The organism is Dokdonella sp. (assembly GCF_044227025.1).
GTDB lineage: Bacteria > Pseudomonadota > Gammaproteobacteria > Xanthomonadales > Rhodanobacteraceae > Dokdonella_A.
The window spans coordinates 372,588-389,454 of record NZ_JBGAFX010000004.1; the positions used below are offsets into that span (position 1 = coordinate 372,588).

Sequence of the window (16,867 nt, forward strand, 5' to 3'; positions counted from 1 at the left end):
GCGACCACCAGCGGCCCCGACGGGGAGGCAATGGCCGACCCGGTGCCGTCGCGTCGTCGCTGGATGACACTCGCCGATGGCCTCGCGCAGAAGCACGACAACTACCTGCTGCTGCGCTTCCTCGCGGCGGCAGCGGTCATCTACGGCCACGGCTACGCAATGACCGTGCATGCACCGGATGCGAGCGACGTCTTCATCCGCATGGGCTGGGGCAGCTATTCCGGGGCGATCGGCGTCGACCTGTTCTTCATCATCAGCGGCTTTCTCGTCAGCGGCAGTTTCCTGCGCCGACGCAGCGTGGGCGTATTCGTTTGGGCGCGCGCTTTGCGCCTGCTGCCGGCTTTCGTGGCCTGCATGCTGCTCAGTGCGTTCGTGCTCGGCGCGATCTACACGCACCTGCCGTTGCACGACTATCTGCAACACCCGGATACGCGTGGGTACGTTCTGGCAAATCTGCGTTTCGGCCAGGACCTGCACTGGGACCTTCCCGGCGTGTTCGTCGACAATCCGCGGCGCAGCACGATCAACGGCTCGATCTGGACCCTGCCTATCGAGGTCCGCATGTACGTGTGGGTCGCCGTCGTCGGCGGCATCGGCCTGCTCGCACGTCGTGCGTGGGCGAGCGCGGCAATACTCGCGCTGCTCGTCGCGGGCTGGTTCGCGCCGGAGCATGTGCCGCTGCTGGCGATGCCCGGTTCGCCGCGACTCGCCGCGATGTTCGCGCTCGGCGCGCTCTGCTACCTGCATCGCGAACACATTCCCCTGCACGGCGCGCTCCTTGTCGCACTGGTCGCGGCGTGCTGGGCGGCGAGCGGAACATGGGCCTATCCGCCCGCGTTCGCGCTGGCGGAAACCGCCTTCGTATTCTGGTTCGCGTATCGGCTGCGCTGGCATGCGTTCAACCGCTTCGGCGACTATTCGTACGGGCTGTACCTGTGGGGATTTCCGATACAGCAGGTGGTCGCGCACCACCTGCCACAGGCGGCGCCGTGGCAAAACTCCGCGCTCGCACTGCCGCTCGCGACCGCGCTCGGCGTGCTGTCATGGCACTTCGTCGAGAAGCCCGCCCTCGCACTGAAAAGCTGGTCGCTGCGCCCACGCATCGTCGCACTGATGCCGCAAGGCCTCTTGCGTTCCGCATCCGCGCGCGGCGATGCGTGGCTGGCGCGCCATGCGCAGGCACCGCTCGTCCTGGTTTTCGTACTCGCGGCATCCGCGTACCTGCTCACCTCGCTCGTCGCCATTGCGAACTTCGCGCTGCGCTACCCCGCGTTCGACCAGTTCCGACTGTACCGCTACTACCTCGGGCTGCCATTTCCCGACAATGCCATCCAGCTCGAGAACGGGCATCGGCCCATCCTGCCTGCGCTCGTGCGCCTCGCCGATATCCGCTGGTTCGACGCCCACCAGAGCCTGCAGGTCGCGTGCGGAATCGTCGCCGCGTTGCTCGCACTCCTGCTCGTCGTGATCGCGATCGTGCGCGAACGGGCGACGCCCGCGGTCGCGCGCAGCGGCGCCTGTGCGCTCGCGGTGCTCGCGCTGTTCTGGCTCGGCGATGCGCGCATGCTCATGCACGGCAACGAGTCGGTGCACGTCTACTTCGTCGTGCTGTTCTGCGTGACGGCAATCCTCGCGCTGGATGCATCCCGCCGGCAATGGCCGCTACCTTGGATGCTCACCGCCTGCTTCGCATGCGTCGCTGCCACGTTCAGCTTCGGCACCGGCATGGCGAGCTTCGCGTGCGTGCTCGTGCTCGGCCTCGTGCTGCGTCTGCGTGCGCGCGCGCTGGCTGCCGCAGGCGTCCTTTTCATGCTGACGGCGACTGTCTATCTGACCGCGCTACCCGGTGATACGGGCGTGCGCAACAGCCTGCACTTCGATCCACTCGCGAACCTGCTCGTGCTCATGCGCTGGCTCGCAGCGCCATGGATGCACGCATGGCTCGGCAACGGCGAACCGCCGCTCTCGGAGTCGATGCAGGCTGCGCTGATGCAGACGACGATCGGCCGGCCGCTGGTGGCGAGCGCACGCTGGATGGACAGCCTGTTCGGCGTGGACGGCCCGATGACCTGGAGCGCCCTGATCGGCGGCGGCGGCGTCATCGCGTACGCCTGCACACTGCTGCATGCATGGCGCACCGGACGCGCATCCGGCTCCATGCGCGTACTCGGACTCGGCCTCGCGACGTTCGCACTCGGCGCGGCCGCGATCGTCTGCCTCGCGCGCCTGCAGGCTTTTGCACAGGCACCCGGGGAGGTATTCGCGGATCGCTACCTGCCGTGGAGCTGCCTGTTCTGGCTCGGGCTCGCGCTGTATGCGCTCGCCGGTGTTCGCTCCACGGGAGGAGGGCGCACGCTCGCACTGGCCGTACCGATCGCCCTCGTGCTGCTGGCCTTCGCGCCGTCGCACCGCGCTTTCGGCGGTTGGAGTGCGGCCGTGTATCGCCGAATCCAGCAGTCCGCGGTCGCTGCGCAGCTCGGCATCTGGGACGCAGAGCGTTTCCCGGATGGTCCGGATGCGTCACGCGCCGACGTGCTCGACACGCTCGCCCTCCTCCGCGTTCATCGCCTTGCGATGTTCGCCGAACCCGCGTTCGCCTTGCTGAAGCCAGATGCGTGGCACGCGCCGGTCGAACGCCCCGCCGCGATCGGCGATTCGGTCGCGCGCGTCGTGCGCGAGTTCGACGATCCGCTTTCCGGGCAACGGATCGCAGCCCTCGAGGGCTGGATGCCACGCATCGAAGGTCGTCCGGCCGATCCCGTGCTCGTCGTCGTCGATGCCGCAGGTTCGCTGCGCGGCCTGGCGAAGACAAGCTTCATCGGCATGAACCGGAATGCGCTGCGCCTGAACATTCCGCAGCAACGCGGTTTCGACGGCTACATACTTGATCCGCGCCCCGGCGAAACGCTGTCGCTGCTCGTGCTCGATGAGGCAGGTACGCATGCACTCGCCGGGATCGCGCTGCAGATTCCGCCCGACGCGACCGGCACTCGCTGAATCGGCACAGTCACTTCACGCGGCTGCGACGTTGCTCGTCGAGGGTCAGCGCGACCTTGTCGCGCAGGTAGACTGGCAGCGCGAATTCCGGCGCGACGCCGTCGCGCATGCGCGGTACCGCGAGACGTGCGACGTCGACCGCCTGTGGATAGCAGTCACCATCGGCCCACGACGGTTCGCCGACGCGCTCGCGCAGGACATCGCGATACGTCGTCCAGCCGGAGCCGATGACGTTGCAGGCGCCGCCGGACGGCACGGCAAGTTCGCCTGCCTGGCCGACCGTCTCCGCCGAGATCGGCTCGACCAGCCCACCCGGCGTGCGCCGATACCAGCCCGCGTAGATCTCGCCCATGCGCGCGTCGATGACGGCGAGGATCGGCGCATCGTTGTCCGGCGCCTGCAGCGCGAGCGCTGCAAGCGAGGACACCGGCACGACCGGGATGCCGAGCGCGAACGCGATGCCCTGCGCGGCGGAGACCGCGAGGCGCACGCCGGTGAATGCCCCCGGGCCGCAGCCGACCGCGATCGCATCGAGGCCACGGCGTGCGAGGCCTGCTTCGGCGAGCACCTCGTCGCACATCGGCAGCAGCAGTTCCGCATGCCGCCGCGGCGCGAGTTCGCTGCGCGCGAACAGGCGCTCGCCGCTGAGCAGGGCGACCGAGCAGGACTCGGTCGCGGTTTCGATGGCGAGCAGGTTCATGCCGGCGATTCTAGCAAGGCTGGTCGTGGCATTCGTTGGCGAGCGATCGCGAAGGTGATGTTGCGGGAGCGGCGGAAGCCGCGATGCCTTGCCGGAGAGCATCGCGCCTCCCGGCGCTCCCACACGAGGCGAATCGGCTCAGTTGGTCGAGGCCCGCGCTCCGGTCACGTACCAGTCCACGCGACGCGTCAGCGCCATCAGCGCGACGAGGGTCGCGAGCAGGCCGAGTGATCCCATGAGCAACGCGTAATCTTCGCTGCGCACGAGGCCGTACAGCAGCACATAGACGAGCGCGAGTAGTCCGCCGAGCGCGAAGCCGGCGCGACGTTGGCGCAGGACCGCGGCGGCATAGCCACCGACGATGAGCACGATCGCGGCCGCCGCGATCGCATAGGCAATGCCGAAACCGACCTGTTCCGACAGCGCGAGCAGCACGAGGTAGAACGTGCACAGCGCGGCACCGACCAGCAGGTACTGCACCGGATGCACGCGCAGGCCCCGCAGCACCTCGAACAGGAAGAACGCAACGAAGGTGAGTGCGACGAACAGCAAGCCGTATTTCCCGGCGCGCACATTCTGCTGGTACGCGTTCGCGGGCCGCACGAGGCTCACGCCGAACGCGCTCGCGGCAAGATCGACCGTCGACGCCTCGTGCGCGGACCAGTGTTGCGGGATGCGCCGGTTGAGATCGAGCACCTGCCAGTCCGCGCGGAAACCGCTCGCGTCGACGTGCCGTTCGGCGGGGACGAACGTGCCGTCGAAACCGGGGTCCGGCCAGGTGCCCTCGACATGCACGTCGGTCGCGCGGGCGAGCGGCAGTGCCGCGAAGCGTTCACTGCCGGCGACGGTCAGCTCGAACGCGAACGGCAATGGCTGCGCCATCGTGGCGGGGTCGAGCGCGATCGCGGCGGTGATTGCCGACACGTCGCCGATTCCAGCGCCATCCGGGCCGAACGCAAGCTCGCCGCTGCCCACGCGCAGGGCGGATGCGCGGCGGATGCCATGCACGTCGGCGACCGGCACGCGCAGCTCGGTGCGCGCCCACTGTGCCCGGCAACCTTCGCCGGCGACGCGCTCGAAATCAGTCGCCGCGAAACGTCCCTCCGCCTTGATCGCCGCGGTGTAGACGACGGTTTCGTAGATGCCGTAGCTGCGCAGCTCCGGGGTCAGCGTCACGTTGAGCCCGAGGCGGTCGGGCAGCAGGAACGCGATTTCCTCGAGCGTGACGACCTTGTCCTCGCGCTGCCGTTCGCAGCGCACCGGCACCGCGAGCACCGGACCGCCGACGAGCTGCGCGGAGCCCCAGCGCGACGCAATCTGCTGCGTCGCCTCCCGGGCGCGCCCCTCGCGCTCGCCGATGAGCGTGTTGACCTGCGCCAGCGGAATCAGCATGAGCAGGGCCAGCAGTGCGATGCCGAGCACCTTGAACGTGACGCCTTGGGTCTGATGGATCAGTGACATTAGTTCTCTCCTCGCATGTCGCGACGGATTGCACCGCACGTAGCCGGCGGGCAGCGGGCGAAACGGGTCGATTCGAGGGCGGCACCGGGCATCGCCGGGACGACAGCACCGCGCGGACGCGTTTGGCACGGCCGCCCCGGCGGAGCCGCTGACAATCCCGGCGCGACCTGCGACCATCGCGGCCTGAAGCCGCGACCGCGGCGACCTGGGGTCATTGCATGTCGGACCAATCCTCCATCCGCCGCACCGTCGGCCCGTTCGCGCTGATGCTCACCGGACTCGGCTCGATCATCGGCTCCGGCTGGTTGTTCGGCGCCTGGAAGGCCGCCGGGCTGGCCGGTCCCGATGCGATCTGGGCATGGGTCATCGGCGCGGCGATCATCACCACGATCGCGCTGACCTACGCGGAACTTGGCGCCATGTTCCCGGAGTCGGGTGGCATGGTGCGCTACAGCCACTACTCGCACGGGTCGCTGGTCGGCTTCATCGGCGCATGGGCGAACTGGATCGCGATCGTGTCGGTGATCCCGATCGAAGCCGAAGCCTCGGTGCAGTACATGGCCGGCTGGGACTGGCAGTGGGCGAAGGATCTGTACATCCGCGGCGCCGGAGGACACGGCGAACTCACCGAGACCGGCCTCGCGATCGCGGCCGTGCTCGTCGTGGTGTACTTCCTGCTGAATTTCTGGAGCGTGAAGCTGTTCGCGCATTCCAACACCGCGATCACGCTGTTCAAGCTGGTCGTTCCCGCACTCGCCGGCGTGACGCTGATCCTGAGCGGATTCCATCCGGGCAACTTCTCGGTCGGCATCCACGGCGATTCGCACATCATCGATTTCGCGGCGGTGCTCACCGCGGTCGCGACCGCGGGCATCGTGTTCAGCTACAACGGCTTCCAGAGTCCGGTGAACCTCGCTGGCGAGGCGCGCAATCCGGGCCGCAGCATTCCGTTCGCGGTGCTCGGCTCGATCGGCCTCGCCACGATCGTGTACCTGATCCTGCAGGTCGCCTACATCGGCGCGGTGCCGCCGGAGCTGCTCGCCAAGGCCGGCTGGCACGGCATCGATTTCAGTTCGCCGTTCGCCGACCTCGCCAAGCTGCTCGGCATCGTCTGGCTCGCGAACCTGCTGTTCTTCGATGCGTTCGTCAGCCCGAGCGGCACCGGCATCACCTACACCGCGACGACTGCACGCATGATCTTCGGCATGGAACGCAACGGCACGATGCCGAAGATGTTCGGCAAGCTGCATGAGGTCTGGGGCGTGCCGCGCGCGGCGATGTGGTTCAACCTCGTCGTGTCGTTCCTGTTCCTGTTCAAGTTCCGCGGCTGGGGCACGCTCGCGGCCGTCATCTCGGTCGCGACGATCATCTCGTACATGACCGGACCGGTCAGTGCGATGGGCCTGCGCCGCACCGCGCCGGAGATGCATCGCCCGTTCCGCCTGAAGGGCCTGCCGGTGCTCGCCGCACTCGCCTTCATCTTCGCCACCGAACTCCTGTACTGGGCGAAGTGGCCACTGACCGGCGAGATCATCCTGCTGATCGTGGTCGCCTTGCCGATCTACTTCTGGTTCCAGTGGAAGGCCGACTGGGCCGACTTCGGCCGCCAGTTGCGCGGCGCCTGGTGGCTGATCGCGTACCTGCCCTCGATCGCGTTGCTGTCGTGGGCGGGCAGCGAGAAGTTCGGCGGGAAGAACTACCTCACCTGGGGCTGGGATCTCGCCGTCGTAGCCGCGGTCGGCCTCGTGTTCTATCTCTGGGGCGTCAAGTCGGGCTGGCGCACGCCGGCGGTCGAAGCCGCACACGGCGAAGTGCCGCCGTTGTCGAAGGTTCCCGACCCACTGTGAGGAGGTTGGCGTGAGCGAGTTCAACGCGAACCACAACCGCATCGTCTGGTGTGACATCCCGGTCGCCGACCTCGATCGGGCGAGCGCGTTCTACCGCGAGGTGCTCGCGATCGGCGTCGAAAGCATCGCGTTCGGCGGCGGCGCTTTCGCGCTGCTCGAACACGAGCAGGGCAATGGCGCGTGCCTCGTGCAGCAGGCCGGATACGCCGGCAACGCCGACGGTCCGCTCGTCTACTTCAACTGCGACGGGCGCCTGTCCGAAGCGGTCGACGCGGTCGCCCGCAACGGCGGGCGCGTGATCGAGCCGATGCATTCGATCGGCCCGCATGGCATGCGCGCGATCGTGCAGGACAGCGAAGGCAATCGCATCGCATTGCACTCGAGCGCAGCGACCGGCGCGTAGGGTCGGCGCAGGGTGGGCTCAAGCCCACCATCCCGCGCACCCCTGCAACATCGCATGCGCCAAGCCCGTTCTTGCACCGCAGTACATGATCAGCCGCGCAGGAATGCAGCCAGCTGCGCAAGGTCGAACGGCCAATCGAGCTCGCGTCCGTCGCGATCGTCGCGCAGCACCGGCACGCGCGAACCGTAGCGCGCTTCCAGCGCATCGTCGTCATCGATCCATACGCTGGCGAATTCCGGCGCGCGCGCCGCCGCGAGCAGCGCGAGCGCCTGGTCGCACAATGCGCAATCGTCGCGCTGGTAGAGGACCAGATGCATGCGGGCACGGGTGAGCGGACGGAACGCGTAGAATAGCCGTCTGTTCGTCCAGAAGGTTGGCTGCAATGGCCGTCAGCGTATTCGACTTGTTCAAGATCGGCATTGGTCCGTCGTCCTCACACACGGTCGGGCCGATGCGCGCGGCGGCGCGTTTCGTCGAACGCTGGCTGGTCGAAGGCGGCGACCTTGCGCGTACCGCGCGCGTGCGTGCGGAGGTGTTCGGTTCGCTCGCACTGACCGGGCGCGGCCACGGCACCGACAAGGCCGTGCTGATGGGCCTCGAAGGCTACCTGCCGAACCGGATCGATCCCGACCTGATCCCGGCTGCGCTCGAGCGCATCCGTACCAGCAAGCGCATCCGCCTGCATGGCGAGCACGAGATCGCGTTCGACGAGAAGACCGACCTCATCATGAACAAGCGGCAGAAGCTGCCGTTCCACACCAACGGCATGCGCTTCACCGCCTTCGATTCCGACGGCAACACGATCGCGACGCGCGACTACTACTCGGTCGGTGGCGGTTTCGTGGTCAACCAGGACGAAGCGGCGGAAGACCGCATCGTCGCCGACGAGACGCCGCTCGCGCATCCGTTCCATTCCGGCGACGAGTTGCTCAAGCGCTGCGCGGAAAGCGGTCTCGACATGAGCGAACTCATGTACGCGAACGAGCTCGCCTGGCGCACGCGCGACGAAATCGACGCCGGCCTCGACGAGATCTGGGCCGCGATGCAGGCCTGCGTCGCGCGCGGCATCCGCGCATCGGGCACGCTGCCGGGCGGGCTGCACGTCGTGCGGCGCGCGCCGGCGCTGCATGCGGAGCTGTCGTCCAAGCCCGAAGCCGCGATGCGCGATCCGCTCACCACGCTCGACTGGGTCAACCTGTACGCGCTCGCAGTCAACGAGGAAAACGCCGCCGGCGGGCGCGTCGTCACCGCGCCGACCAACGGCGCCGCCGGCATCATCCCGGCCGTGCTGCACTACTACGACCGCTTCTGTCCCGGTGCGAACATCCGCGGCATCCGCACGTTCCTGATGACCGCAGCCGCAGTCGGCATCCTGTACAAGGAAAACGCTTCGATCTCCGGCGCCGAAGTGGGCTGCCAGGGCGAAGTCGGCGTCGCCTGTTCGATGGCCGCAGCGGGCCTCACCGCGGCGCTCGGCGGCACGCCGGGCCAGATCGAGAACGCGGCCGAGATCGGCATGGAGCACAACCTCGGCCTCACCTGCGACCCGATCGGCGGCCTCGTGCAGATCCCGTGCATCGAACGCAACGCGATGGGCTCGGTCAAGGCGATCAACGCCTCGCGCATGGCGATGCGCGGCGACGGCAAGCACAAGGTCAGCCTCGACAAGGTGATCAAGACCATGCGCGACACCGGCCGCGACATGCAGGACAAGTACAAGGAAACGAGTCGTGGCGGTCTCGCGGTCAACGTGATCGAGTGCTGAGCGCGCGATCGCCGCTCACGGCTCACCGGCGCTTGAAATACTGCACTGCGCGCTCGTGCTTTTCCGCCGCGGCGCGGCTCGGGAACGTGCCGAGATTGCGGCGCTTGCCGGTCTTCGGGTCGGTCTTGCGCGAGTAGAGGCGGTACTCGCCGGATTTCAGCTTGCGGATCATGGCGTGATTCCCTCGCTGGCGGGATCGACATGCTCGGCGCGCGAGGCTGAGTCGCGGCTGTCTGCCGCAGCGTTCATTCAGGCACGTTCGAGCATCGCGACGAGTGGAAGGTGGTCGGACGCGATGCGTGCGCTGCGGCTCCGATGCGCGTGCACGCGGGAGATGCGCAATCCGCGCGAGGCGAACACGCGATCGAGTCGTGCGATCGGGTACGGCGACGGAAACGTGGGAGGGCCCGGAACGCGCGTGAGATGACGTTCGAGCGGCGCCAGCGCGCCCTGCAGGCGCCATTCGTTGAAATCGCCGAGCAGCAGCGCAGGCACGTCGTCCTCGCCGAAGAGCGCGCCGATTTTCTCGACCTGGCGCATGCGCTCGTCACGGCGAAGGCCGAGGTGCGTGGCGAGGACGCGCAACGGCCGGCCGCCCCAGTCGATGCGCGCGTCGATCAGGTTGCGTGGCTCGCGTCGCTCTATTCCGAGGTCGTGCGCCTCGAACGAGACGATCGGCAGCCGACAAAGCAGTGCATTGCCGAACACGCGGCCCCGCTTGAGGAACGTCGGCATCAGGACGAGCCTTGCCTTCGCGGCGTGCTCGAGCTGCTGCGCGAGTTCGTCGAACGTGCCGCGACGAGGGGAGAACTCCTGCAGCGCGACGACGTCTGCGTCGAGCTCCGCGAGCACGCGTGCGGCACGCCCGGGCACGCAGCGGCCATCGACCCCGACCGCCTCGTGCAGGTTCCAGGTCGCGATGCGCATCAACGCGGGCCGTGCACGCGCCCGCGCGCATGTGCGAACCACCCGATCGCGACGAGCGCGGCGACGACGCCGAACAGCGAAAGCCATGCGAGCGGGTGCGGGTCGCGAAGGGCCGCCTCCGCGCGCTCCGCGAACAGCGCGTACAGGGCGACGCCCGGCGCCATGCCGAGCGCGGTACCGGCGAGGTAGTCGGCGCGCCGGACGCGCAGCATGCCCGACGCGAGGCTGACCACGCTGTACGGCGCGACCGGCACGAGGCGCACCGTTGCGACTGCGAGCACGCCGTGCGCGAGGAGCCGGTCGCGCAAGCGCGTCCAGCGCAGATGCGTGATGCGGGCGTGGAACCGCTCGGGCAGCGCGCGGCCGGCTTCGTGCAGCGCGATCGCGCTCAGAAGTGCCCCGGCAAGCGCACATGGAGCGCCGGACATGGGACCGAGCACGACGATCGTGAGCGCGATGAGCAGGTTGACCGGAAACGCGATGAAACCGCCGACGAAGAATGCGGCGAGAAGCGCCGGAATCGTCCATGCCGATCCGCGCCAGGACTGCGCCGCGGCGAGCAGGTCGGCGACGGTCGCGCCGGTGAAATGCGGCGCGAGCTGCCATGCGGTGGCGGCCGCCGCGACGAGCGCGAGTGCGCCGGCGAACGCGAGCAGGCGCTTGCGCACGCTACAGCAGTCCCTCGATCGGCATCACCCGCATCACGCGCAGCTTCGCGCGCTGCCAACGGGACGCACCGGGATCGTGGTCGAACTCGACCGCCTTGCCGTCGTCCCTGCCGGTCCAGCGCAGATGGCCGTCGTCGAGTTCGACGCGGTAGGCATTCTCGGGCGCGGTCGCATGCGCGAAGAACTGCTCGACCGCATCGGCGAGGCCGGGGCTGTCGACGATCACGCCCATCTCGGTATTGAGCTTGACCGAACGCGGATCGAAGTTCATCGAGCCGACGAACACCTGGCGATGATCGATCACCATCGCCTTCGCGTGCAGGCTCACGCCGGACGACGTGCCGTAGGCGCGCTGGTTGCCCACGCCACCCAGTCCCTTGAGTTCGTGCAGCTCGACACCGCCCTTCACGAGGGCTTCGCGGTACTTCGCGTAGCCCGCATGCACTTCGGGCTCATCGGTCGCGGACAGCGAGTTGGTAAGCACCTTCACGGTTGCGCCGCGCGCAACCAGCGCGGTGAGCAATGCGACGCCGTCGTCTCCGGGGATGAAGTACGGGGACACCAGCAGCGCCTGCGATTGCGCCGTGTCGAGCACGTGCCGCAAGGCGGGCGCGATGCGGCGCAGGCGTCGCTCATCGACGCCGGGCGCGGGATCGACCTTGTCCGGATCGTCCGCGGCGAGGCGCGCCTCGCCCCAGAACCAGGCGCCCTTGCGTTCGGCGCTCGGTCCATTCGGCAGGTCCTCGGCGACCACGTCGGCGTACTCGCTCTCCTTGAACGCACGCGCATCGCGCAGCAGGCGATCGCGCAGGATCGCGAGGTTCGCCTCGGTGACGCGGTTGTCGCTGTACGCGGTCACGGGGAACGCCGCATCACTGTTCCAGTAGCGGTCGAACATGGCCGAGACCTGCGGCACCACCGGGCCGATCGCGAGCACGTCGAGATCGCGGAAGTGCACTTCGTCACCGGCGTCGAAATACGCATCGCCGATGTTGCGTCCCCCGACGATCGCCTGCATGCCGTCGACGATGAACGATTTGTTGTGCATGCGCCGATTCAGGCGCGGCCCTTCGATGAGGAACTGGCCCGCCTTCGACAGCAGCGAACGCTGGCGGAAGCGGAACGGGTTGAACAGGCGTACCTCGATGTTCGGATGCACATCGAGTGCATCGAGCAGGCGGTCTTCCTTCGAGATATCGAGGTCGTCGAGCAGGATGCGCACGCGCACGCCTCGATCGGCCGCGGCGAGCAGGCGCTGCGCGATGAGGCGGCCGGTCGCATCGTTCCTGAAGATGTAGTACTGCAGGTCGATCGAATGGCGAGCCGCGTCGGCGAGCACGACGCGGCTGATCAGCGCGTTCGCATTGCCGAGCAAGGGGCGAAAACCCGATTGTCCTGGATGTGCGGCAACCTCGCCCGCGACGTAGCGCGTCGATGCCGAGTCGGCGACCGCGGGCAACGCCGACGACTTCGGCCGCGGCATGTCGGTTTGCAGCGTCGCGCAGGCGCCGAGGGCCCAAGCAAGCACGACGACGACCGGCCGGATCAAGGAAGGATGGGCACGCATTCGCGCATCATGCGCAGCATTCCCGTGAGTGGATTCTGAACGGTCGCGGCTACAGGCAGCGGCCCGTTCATGCGAGCCAAGGCCACGGTCCATTCCATCTTGGACTTGCCGTTGGAATGCGCCGGCAGTGCTCCTGCAATTCGACCCACACGGACGTGGGAAGTGTCCGCGCGCGCCGGGAGCGCGCGCGGATCCGACCCACACGGATGTGGGAAGTGTCCGTGCGCGCCTGCGAAGTGTCCGTGCGCGCCGGGAGCGCGCGCGGATCCGACCCACAAGGATGTGGGAAGTGTCCGTGCGCGCCGGGAGCGCGCGCGGATCCGACCCACAAGGATGTGGGAAGTGTCCGCGGATGTCTGGAACATCCGCGGGCCGCCATGCGGACCATCCATGGAATACACCGGTAGTGCTCCTGCATTTCCGGTGTGCCGTCCATCCATGGACATTAAAAAAGAGGCGGGGTTTCCCCCGCCTCTTGAAGTCCATCCATGTTGCCCGTCAGGCGGGCTTGGCTGATTCGATCAGCGGGCGCCGGTCTGGCTGCTGTCGGGCTGCGGGAACGGCGAGCTCGGCGAACCCACGCTGTTCAGCGCTGCCGCCGTGATCACGACGTTGTCGATGCCGATGTAGTCGGAATTGGCGCCAGACGGGCCGCCGCCTTCGACGAAGTAGCGCAGTGCAATTCGACCGGTACCCGAGGTCGGCAGGCTGGCGCTCGGGATCGTGAACTGCGTCCACGCTTGCGGATAGCCGGTCGTCGTGTAGGTCGGGTTGATGTCGAGCAGCAGGGTCGTGAAGTTGCCGACATCCGTCGAGGTCGTACCGACGTTCGAGCAGTTCGCGGCGGTACCCGTGCACAGGCGCACCTGCAGACGATCAGGGAACGTCGTGACTGCCTCGCGGGTGTAGAACGCGAACGACGAACCACTCGCGAACGTGATCGACGGCGTCACCAGCCAGTTGCTGATCGTGTTGTTGCCGGTCGTGTTGTTGTAGTTCGCGCCGATGTACGAGTTGGTTGCGCCGTTGAACGCCGGGAACACGGTGGCGTTGCCCTGGAACCAGTTCGTCGTGCCGATCGTCGTGCTGTGGTTGACCTGCAGCCAGCCCAGGCCTGCCAGCAACGTGATGTCGTCGAAGTCCTGGGTGAAGGTCAGCAGCGGAGTGGTCACCGTCATCGTCACCGGAACCACGGTGATCGGATGCGCGGCATCGTTGCTCGATAGGCAGAGGTTGGCGTTGTACGTACCCGCCACCATGCCGGTGCTGTTGAAGCCGACGCTCACGCTGTTGGTGACACCGATGCCCGCACTGCCGCTGGTCGGGGTCGGGGTCAGCCACGGCGCTCCGCAGGTGACGGTACCCTGGATGTTGAAGGCAAAATCATTGCCTTCGGGCGTCCAGCTGGTTACCCCGTAGCCACTGCCGACCGCGAGATCCGCGGTGCCCTTCGGCGCGCCGTAGAACCACGCCCAGAACGGCGGGATCGAGGTGCTCGCGTTCGTGTAGGTCGGAACCACCGACAGCCAGTACGTGCCCGGCGCCAGCGACAGCGACTGCGACGCCGCGGCCAGATCCAGCGTGATGATGCCGGAACCGCCAATCGTCACGCCGGCACCCGTCGGCGTCGTCGTGTACGACCACACCGAGGTGCCCGTGCCCGTCTGCGGATTGCCCGACGGCTGGCCCGCCACGTCCGAATAGACCGTGAAGCGGAGCGACGGCTGCGTGGCGAGCGAACTCGCGTTGTCGAAGCCGTACGCGGTCAGCGTCGTGATGTTCGACTGCGACGCCACCGCGAAGTCCGAGGCAACGAAGAAGTTCGCGTCCGAGAACACCGTACTGAGGTCACCGCTGGTGCCCTGCTGCGGCTGATCCCACACCGTCACCGGCTGCGGACCCGTGACAACGTTCCAGGTCAGCGTGTGACCGCCGACATTGGTGACATCGAGGTTGGCCGTGGTGGTGGCGTTCGGAGCGAGCGAGGCCGAGAGCGACGTCGGGTTGACGCCGATGGCCGGATCGCCTTCCTTCACCGCGACCGTGAGGTGCTGGTCGGGAGACTGGCTGGCATCTTCATGCAGCAGCACCTGGCCAAACGCGACCGTGCTTGCGCTACCGGTGGCCGTGAACGTGACGGCCTGGGTCGCGCCCGGTGCGAGCGAGAACGTCGTCGGGCTCGCCGACAGCGTGTAGCCCGCCGGTGGCGTGGTCGTCACGGTCCAGTTGCCGGTGGTCGTCAGCTGGTTCTTGAACGTACGCGTCCAGCTGCAGCTCGCGCCACAATGCACGTTGCGCATCGAGGCGAGGTTGAGCTCGCTCTGGTCGATCGAGCCACCGGCCGGATTCGCCGCGTGGAAGTTCGCAGTGGTCTCGTCGAGGGTCAGGCCGGCCAGTGCCGCCTTGGTCAGGTCGACGCGACCGCTGCCAACCTGGTCGGTGTTCCACGGCGTGACGCCGTCTTCCGCGAAGCCGCCCTGGAAGGCCGTGGTCTGGATCGCGGACTTGACTTCCATCGGCGTCCAGGTCGGATGCGCAGCACGGACGAGGGCGCCGGAACCCGCGAGATGCGGCGACGACATCGAGGTACCGCTCAAGAGGCCGTAGCTGCCTTCCGTATCGGTGAGCGCGGCGTAGATGTTCACGCCCGGGCCGGTGATGTCCGGCTTGGTCAGGTTGTCGTACGGCGCCTGGGTCGGGCCGCGGAAGCTGAACTTCGCGAGCACGTCACCCTGTTGAGCGCCGATCGAGATGTAGCGGTAGTCACCCACTGCACCATCGGCGGCGGTCGGGCCGTCGAAGCCGTTCGCGAAGACCCGGTCGGCGATCGGCGCCGGCGGTTCGTTGGCATCGACGAACGCGATCAGCGCATCACCCGGAACCTGCTCCATGCTGAATGCGGCGACGTCGGCCGGCGCACCCGTGGTGTTCATGCTGATGGAACCCGGCTGGTTGTTGCCGATCAGCACGAGGCGCGAACCCGCGTTGTACGCGTTGGTGATTTTCTCGGTGAACGAGCAGGTGCCGCGGCGCAGGATGGCGATTTCGTTGGCGCCGAAGTAGCCGGCGGGGATGCCACCGGTCGCCGTGCAACCGATCGGGTTGGCCGGGTTGGTGCGCATCGGACGGCTGTTGAAGTCCGCATTGATCGGGAGCGTCGTGCTGCCCTGGATCAACGGGATGTTCTGCGTCGCCGGCGGCGGAGTGCCCGGGCCCGCGGCGGAGATCGTCGGCGCGAGGATCTGGTCCTGCGTCGAGGCCGCGACCGTCATTTCCCACGGGCCGTTGTTGGCAACGAGACCGGTCGGATTGGTGCAGGTCGCGCGCGTGTTGCCCGCGGACGCCGCCACGAAGATGTCGGCCGACTCCATGTCGAGGAAAGCGAGCTCGTCCCACGGATTGCCGCCACCGCAGGTCGGGCCGATCGAGTAGTTCGCGACGTCGACCTGGTCGGTGATCGCGTTCTGGAACGCGGCCTGCAGGTAGTCGTCGGCGATGCTGCCGCCATCATCGGCGACGCGATAGGAATAGACCGTGGCGCACGGTGCGACACCCGACATCTGGATGCCGTCCGGAAGCAGCGGCGCCGGCGTGTAGGTGTTGTCGATCGTGTTGCCGGCGGCCGTGCTGCTGGTATGCACGCCGTGGCCGTCGCCCTCGGCCGCATCCGGGTTGGTGCCGGTGCAGGAGGTGCCGTTGTTGACGGTGCAGTCGCGCGGGAACAGCTTCGGATTCGCACCGCTGAAACCGCAGGTCGCGTCATCGGCGAACGACGGATGGCCGATGTTCGTACCGGTGTCGATGATGCCGACCTTGACGCCTTCGCCGCGAGTGCCGACGCCGCCGGGAACCGCGGTGCCGTCCCAGATCTTGTCCGCGCCGATGAACTTCGGACCGCGGAACGTGTCGGCGTTCTTCAGGCCGACCGCCTTGACCGACTTCACGCCGGGCAGCGCGGCGACGCGCACCGCTTCGCCCGCGCTCAGCGCGACGGAGACACCGTTCATCGTGACGTCGTAGGTGAAGCGGGTCGCGACCGGACGTCCGAGCGCCTGCTCGATCGCGCGCATGTGCACCGCGCGCTGCTGCTCGAGGTACGCCTTGTACGCCTGCGCGGCGGAAGAATTGATCTCGAACTTGCGCGAGCTGTTCGCGGACACGCCGTCGAGGTGCGGCGCGGTACGCGCCATGCCGTTGGTGCCGCCCTGGTAGCTCACCAGTCCGGCTTCCTGGAATGCCACGATGTAGCGGCCGGTAACCGATGCAGCCTGGTCGTTGTGGAGGGCGACAAGCTTCGCGCTCGACGATGCTGTTGCATCATTTGTTCGTGCTGCAAGGGCGGACGTAAGGCCCGCCCCGACCAAGGCGAGGCCTACGGCCGACGCCAAGGTAGTGATGTGTACCGACTTCATGCGTGACTCCCTGAAGATTTTCGTGTCGCGATGTGTGGACTTCGCCTGCGCCGACGGACTCCGCGTGCGGATTCCGTTCGAAACGAGCTGACTGGTTGCCGTCTCCAAAACGACCTCTCC

12 protein-coding genes are annotated in these 16,867 nt (G+C 67.6%); 4 read left to right on the forward strand and 8 right to left on the reverse strand.

Translation table 11 applies throughout. The annotated features are described in order from the left end of the window. Window positions 1-30: 30 nt before the first annotated feature. A complete protein-coding gene (locus ACILRJ_RS12095) occupies window positions 31-2,997 on the forward strand; it encodes an acyltransferase family protein (protein ID WP_395683439.1) in 2,967 nt (988 codons plus the stop codon). A 10-nt stretch (window positions 2,998-3,007) separates the two neighbouring features. Here the strand turns inward: ACILRJ_RS12095 and tsaB are convergent, their stop codons facing one another. After that, entirely contained in the window at window positions 3,008-3,697 is a 690-nt protein-coding gene (tsaB, locus tag ACILRJ_RS12100) for a tRNA (adenosine(37)-N6)-threonylcarbamoyltransferase complex dimerization subunit type 1 TsaB (RefSeq protein ID WP_395683440.1), read from the reverse strand. 138 nt (window positions 3,698-3,835) lie between these two features. After that, complete coding sequence (gene creD, locus ACILRJ_RS12105) at window positions 3,836-5,158, reverse strand: cell envelope integrity protein CreD (protein WP_395683441.1); 1,323 nt, start codon at window positions 5,156-5,158, stop codon at window positions 3,836-3,838. Between the two features lie 218 nt (window positions 5,159-5,376). On the opposite strand from creD, the gene ACILRJ_RS12110 reads away from it, so the two are divergent. Both ACILRJ_RS12110 and ACILRJ_RS12115 read left to right on the forward strand, forming a co-directional pair. Further along, the gene (locus ACILRJ_RS12110) at window positions 5,377-7,005 is read left to right on the forward strand and encodes an APC family permease (RefSeq protein ID WP_395683442.1); all 1,629 of its coding nucleotides are present in this window, start codon (window positions 5,377-5,379) and stop codon (window positions 7,003-7,005) included. A 10-nt stretch (window positions 7,006-7,015) separates the two neighbouring features. Beyond that, window positions 7,016-7,408 carry a VOC family protein gene (locus ACILRJ_RS12115; protein ID WP_395683443.1) on the forward strand — a complete coding sequence of 131 codons (393 nt, stop codon included), beginning with the start codon at window positions 7,016-7,018 and terminating at the stop codon, window positions 7,406-7,408. Between the two features lie 89 nt (window positions 7,409-7,497). Here ACILRJ_RS12115 and ACILRJ_RS12120 read toward each other — a convergent pair whose 3' ends face one another. Beyond that, window positions 7,498-7,725: a glutaredoxin family protein gene (locus tag ACILRJ_RS12120; RefSeq protein WP_395683444.1), complete on the reverse strand. Its 228-nt coding sequence runs from the start codon at window positions 7,723-7,725 to the stop codon at window positions 7,498-7,500. 65 nt (window positions 7,726-7,790) lie between these two features. On the opposite strand from ACILRJ_RS12120, the gene ACILRJ_RS12125 reads away from it, so the two are divergent. Continuing rightward, a complete protein-coding gene (locus tag ACILRJ_RS12125) occupies window positions 7,791-9,173 on the forward strand; it encodes an L-serine ammonia-lyase (protein WP_395683445.1) in 1,383 nt (460 codons plus the stop codon). A gap of 22 nt (window positions 9,174-9,195) precedes the next feature. Here ACILRJ_RS12125 and ACILRJ_RS12130 read toward each other — a convergent pair whose 3' ends face one another. From ACILRJ_RS12130 to ACILRJ_RS12150, 5 genes are all read right to left on the reverse strand, one after another. Then, on the reverse strand, window positions 9,196-9,345 hold the full coding sequence (locus tag ACILRJ_RS12130) for a hypothetical protein (RefSeq protein WP_395683446.1): 150 nt from the start codon (window positions 9,343-9,345) through the stop codon (window positions 9,196-9,198). A 77-nt stretch (window positions 9,346-9,422) separates the two neighbouring features. Continuing rightward, window positions 9,423-10,100 (reverse strand): endonuclease/exonuclease/phosphatase family protein, encoded by a 678-nt coding sequence (locus ACILRJ_RS12135; RefSeq protein ID WP_395683447.1) that lies wholly within the window; start codon window positions 10,098-10,100, stop codon window positions 9,423-9,425. Then, the gene (locus ACILRJ_RS12140; RefSeq protein WP_395683448.1) at window positions 10,100-10,768 is read right to left on the reverse strand and encodes a TVP38/TMEM64 family protein; all 669 of its coding nucleotides are present in this window, start codon (window positions 10,766-10,768) and stop codon (window positions 10,100-10,102) included. Before ACILRJ_RS12140 ends, ACILRJ_RS12135 begins: the two co-directional genes overlap by 1 nt. 1 nt (window position 10,769) lies before the next feature. After that, complete coding sequence (locus ACILRJ_RS12145; protein WP_395683449.1) at window positions 10,770-12,335, reverse strand: phospholipase D family protein; 1,566 nt, start codon at window positions 12,333-12,335, stop codon at window positions 10,770-10,772. Between the two features lie 521 nt (window positions 12,336-12,856). Continuing rightward, on the reverse strand, window positions 12,857-16,552 hold the full coding sequence (locus tag ACILRJ_RS12150; RefSeq protein WP_395683450.1) for a S8 family serine peptidase: 3,696 nt from the start codon (window positions 16,550-16,552) through the stop codon (window positions 12,857-12,859). Between the last annotated feature and the right edge of the window lie 315 nt (window positions 16,553-16,867).

Bases quoted from the DNA above. Each gene is read 5' to 3' on its own strand.
- ACILRJ_RS12095 (WP_395683439.1), top strand. From the start codon at position 31: ATGGCCGACCCGGTGCCGTCGCGTCGTCGCTGGATGACACTCGCCGAT.
- tsaB (WP_395683440.1), bottom strand. From the start codon at position 3,697: ATGAACCTGCTCGCCATCGAAACCGCGACCGAGTCCTGCTCGGTCGCC.
- creD (WP_395683441.1), bottom strand. From the start codon at position 5,158: ATGTCACTGATCCATCAGACCCAAGGCGTCACGTTCAAGGTGCTCGGC.
- ACILRJ_RS12110 (WP_395683442.1), top strand. From the start codon at position 5,377: ATGTCGGACCAATCCTCCATCCGCCGCACCGTCGGCCCGTTCGCGCTG.
- ACILRJ_RS12120 (WP_395683444.1), bottom strand. From the start codon at position 7,725: ATGCATCTGGTCCTCTACCAGCGCGACGATTGCGCATTGTGCGACCAG.
- ACILRJ_RS12125 (WP_395683445.1), top strand. From the start codon at position 7,791: ATGGCCGTCAGCGTATTCGACTTGTTCAAGATCGGCATTGGTCCGTCG.
- ACILRJ_RS12130 (WP_395683446.1), bottom strand. From the start codon at position 9,345: ATGATCCGCAAGCTGAAATCCGGCGAGTACCGCCTCTACTCGCGCAAG.
- ACILRJ_RS12135 (WP_395683447.1), bottom strand. From the start codon at position 10,100: ATGCGCATCGCGACCTGGAACCTGCACGAGGCGGTCGGGGTCGATGGC.
- ACILRJ_RS12145 (WP_395683449.1), bottom strand. From the start codon at position 12,335: ATGCGTGCCCATCCTTCCTTGATCCGGCCGGTCGTCGTCGTGCTTGCT.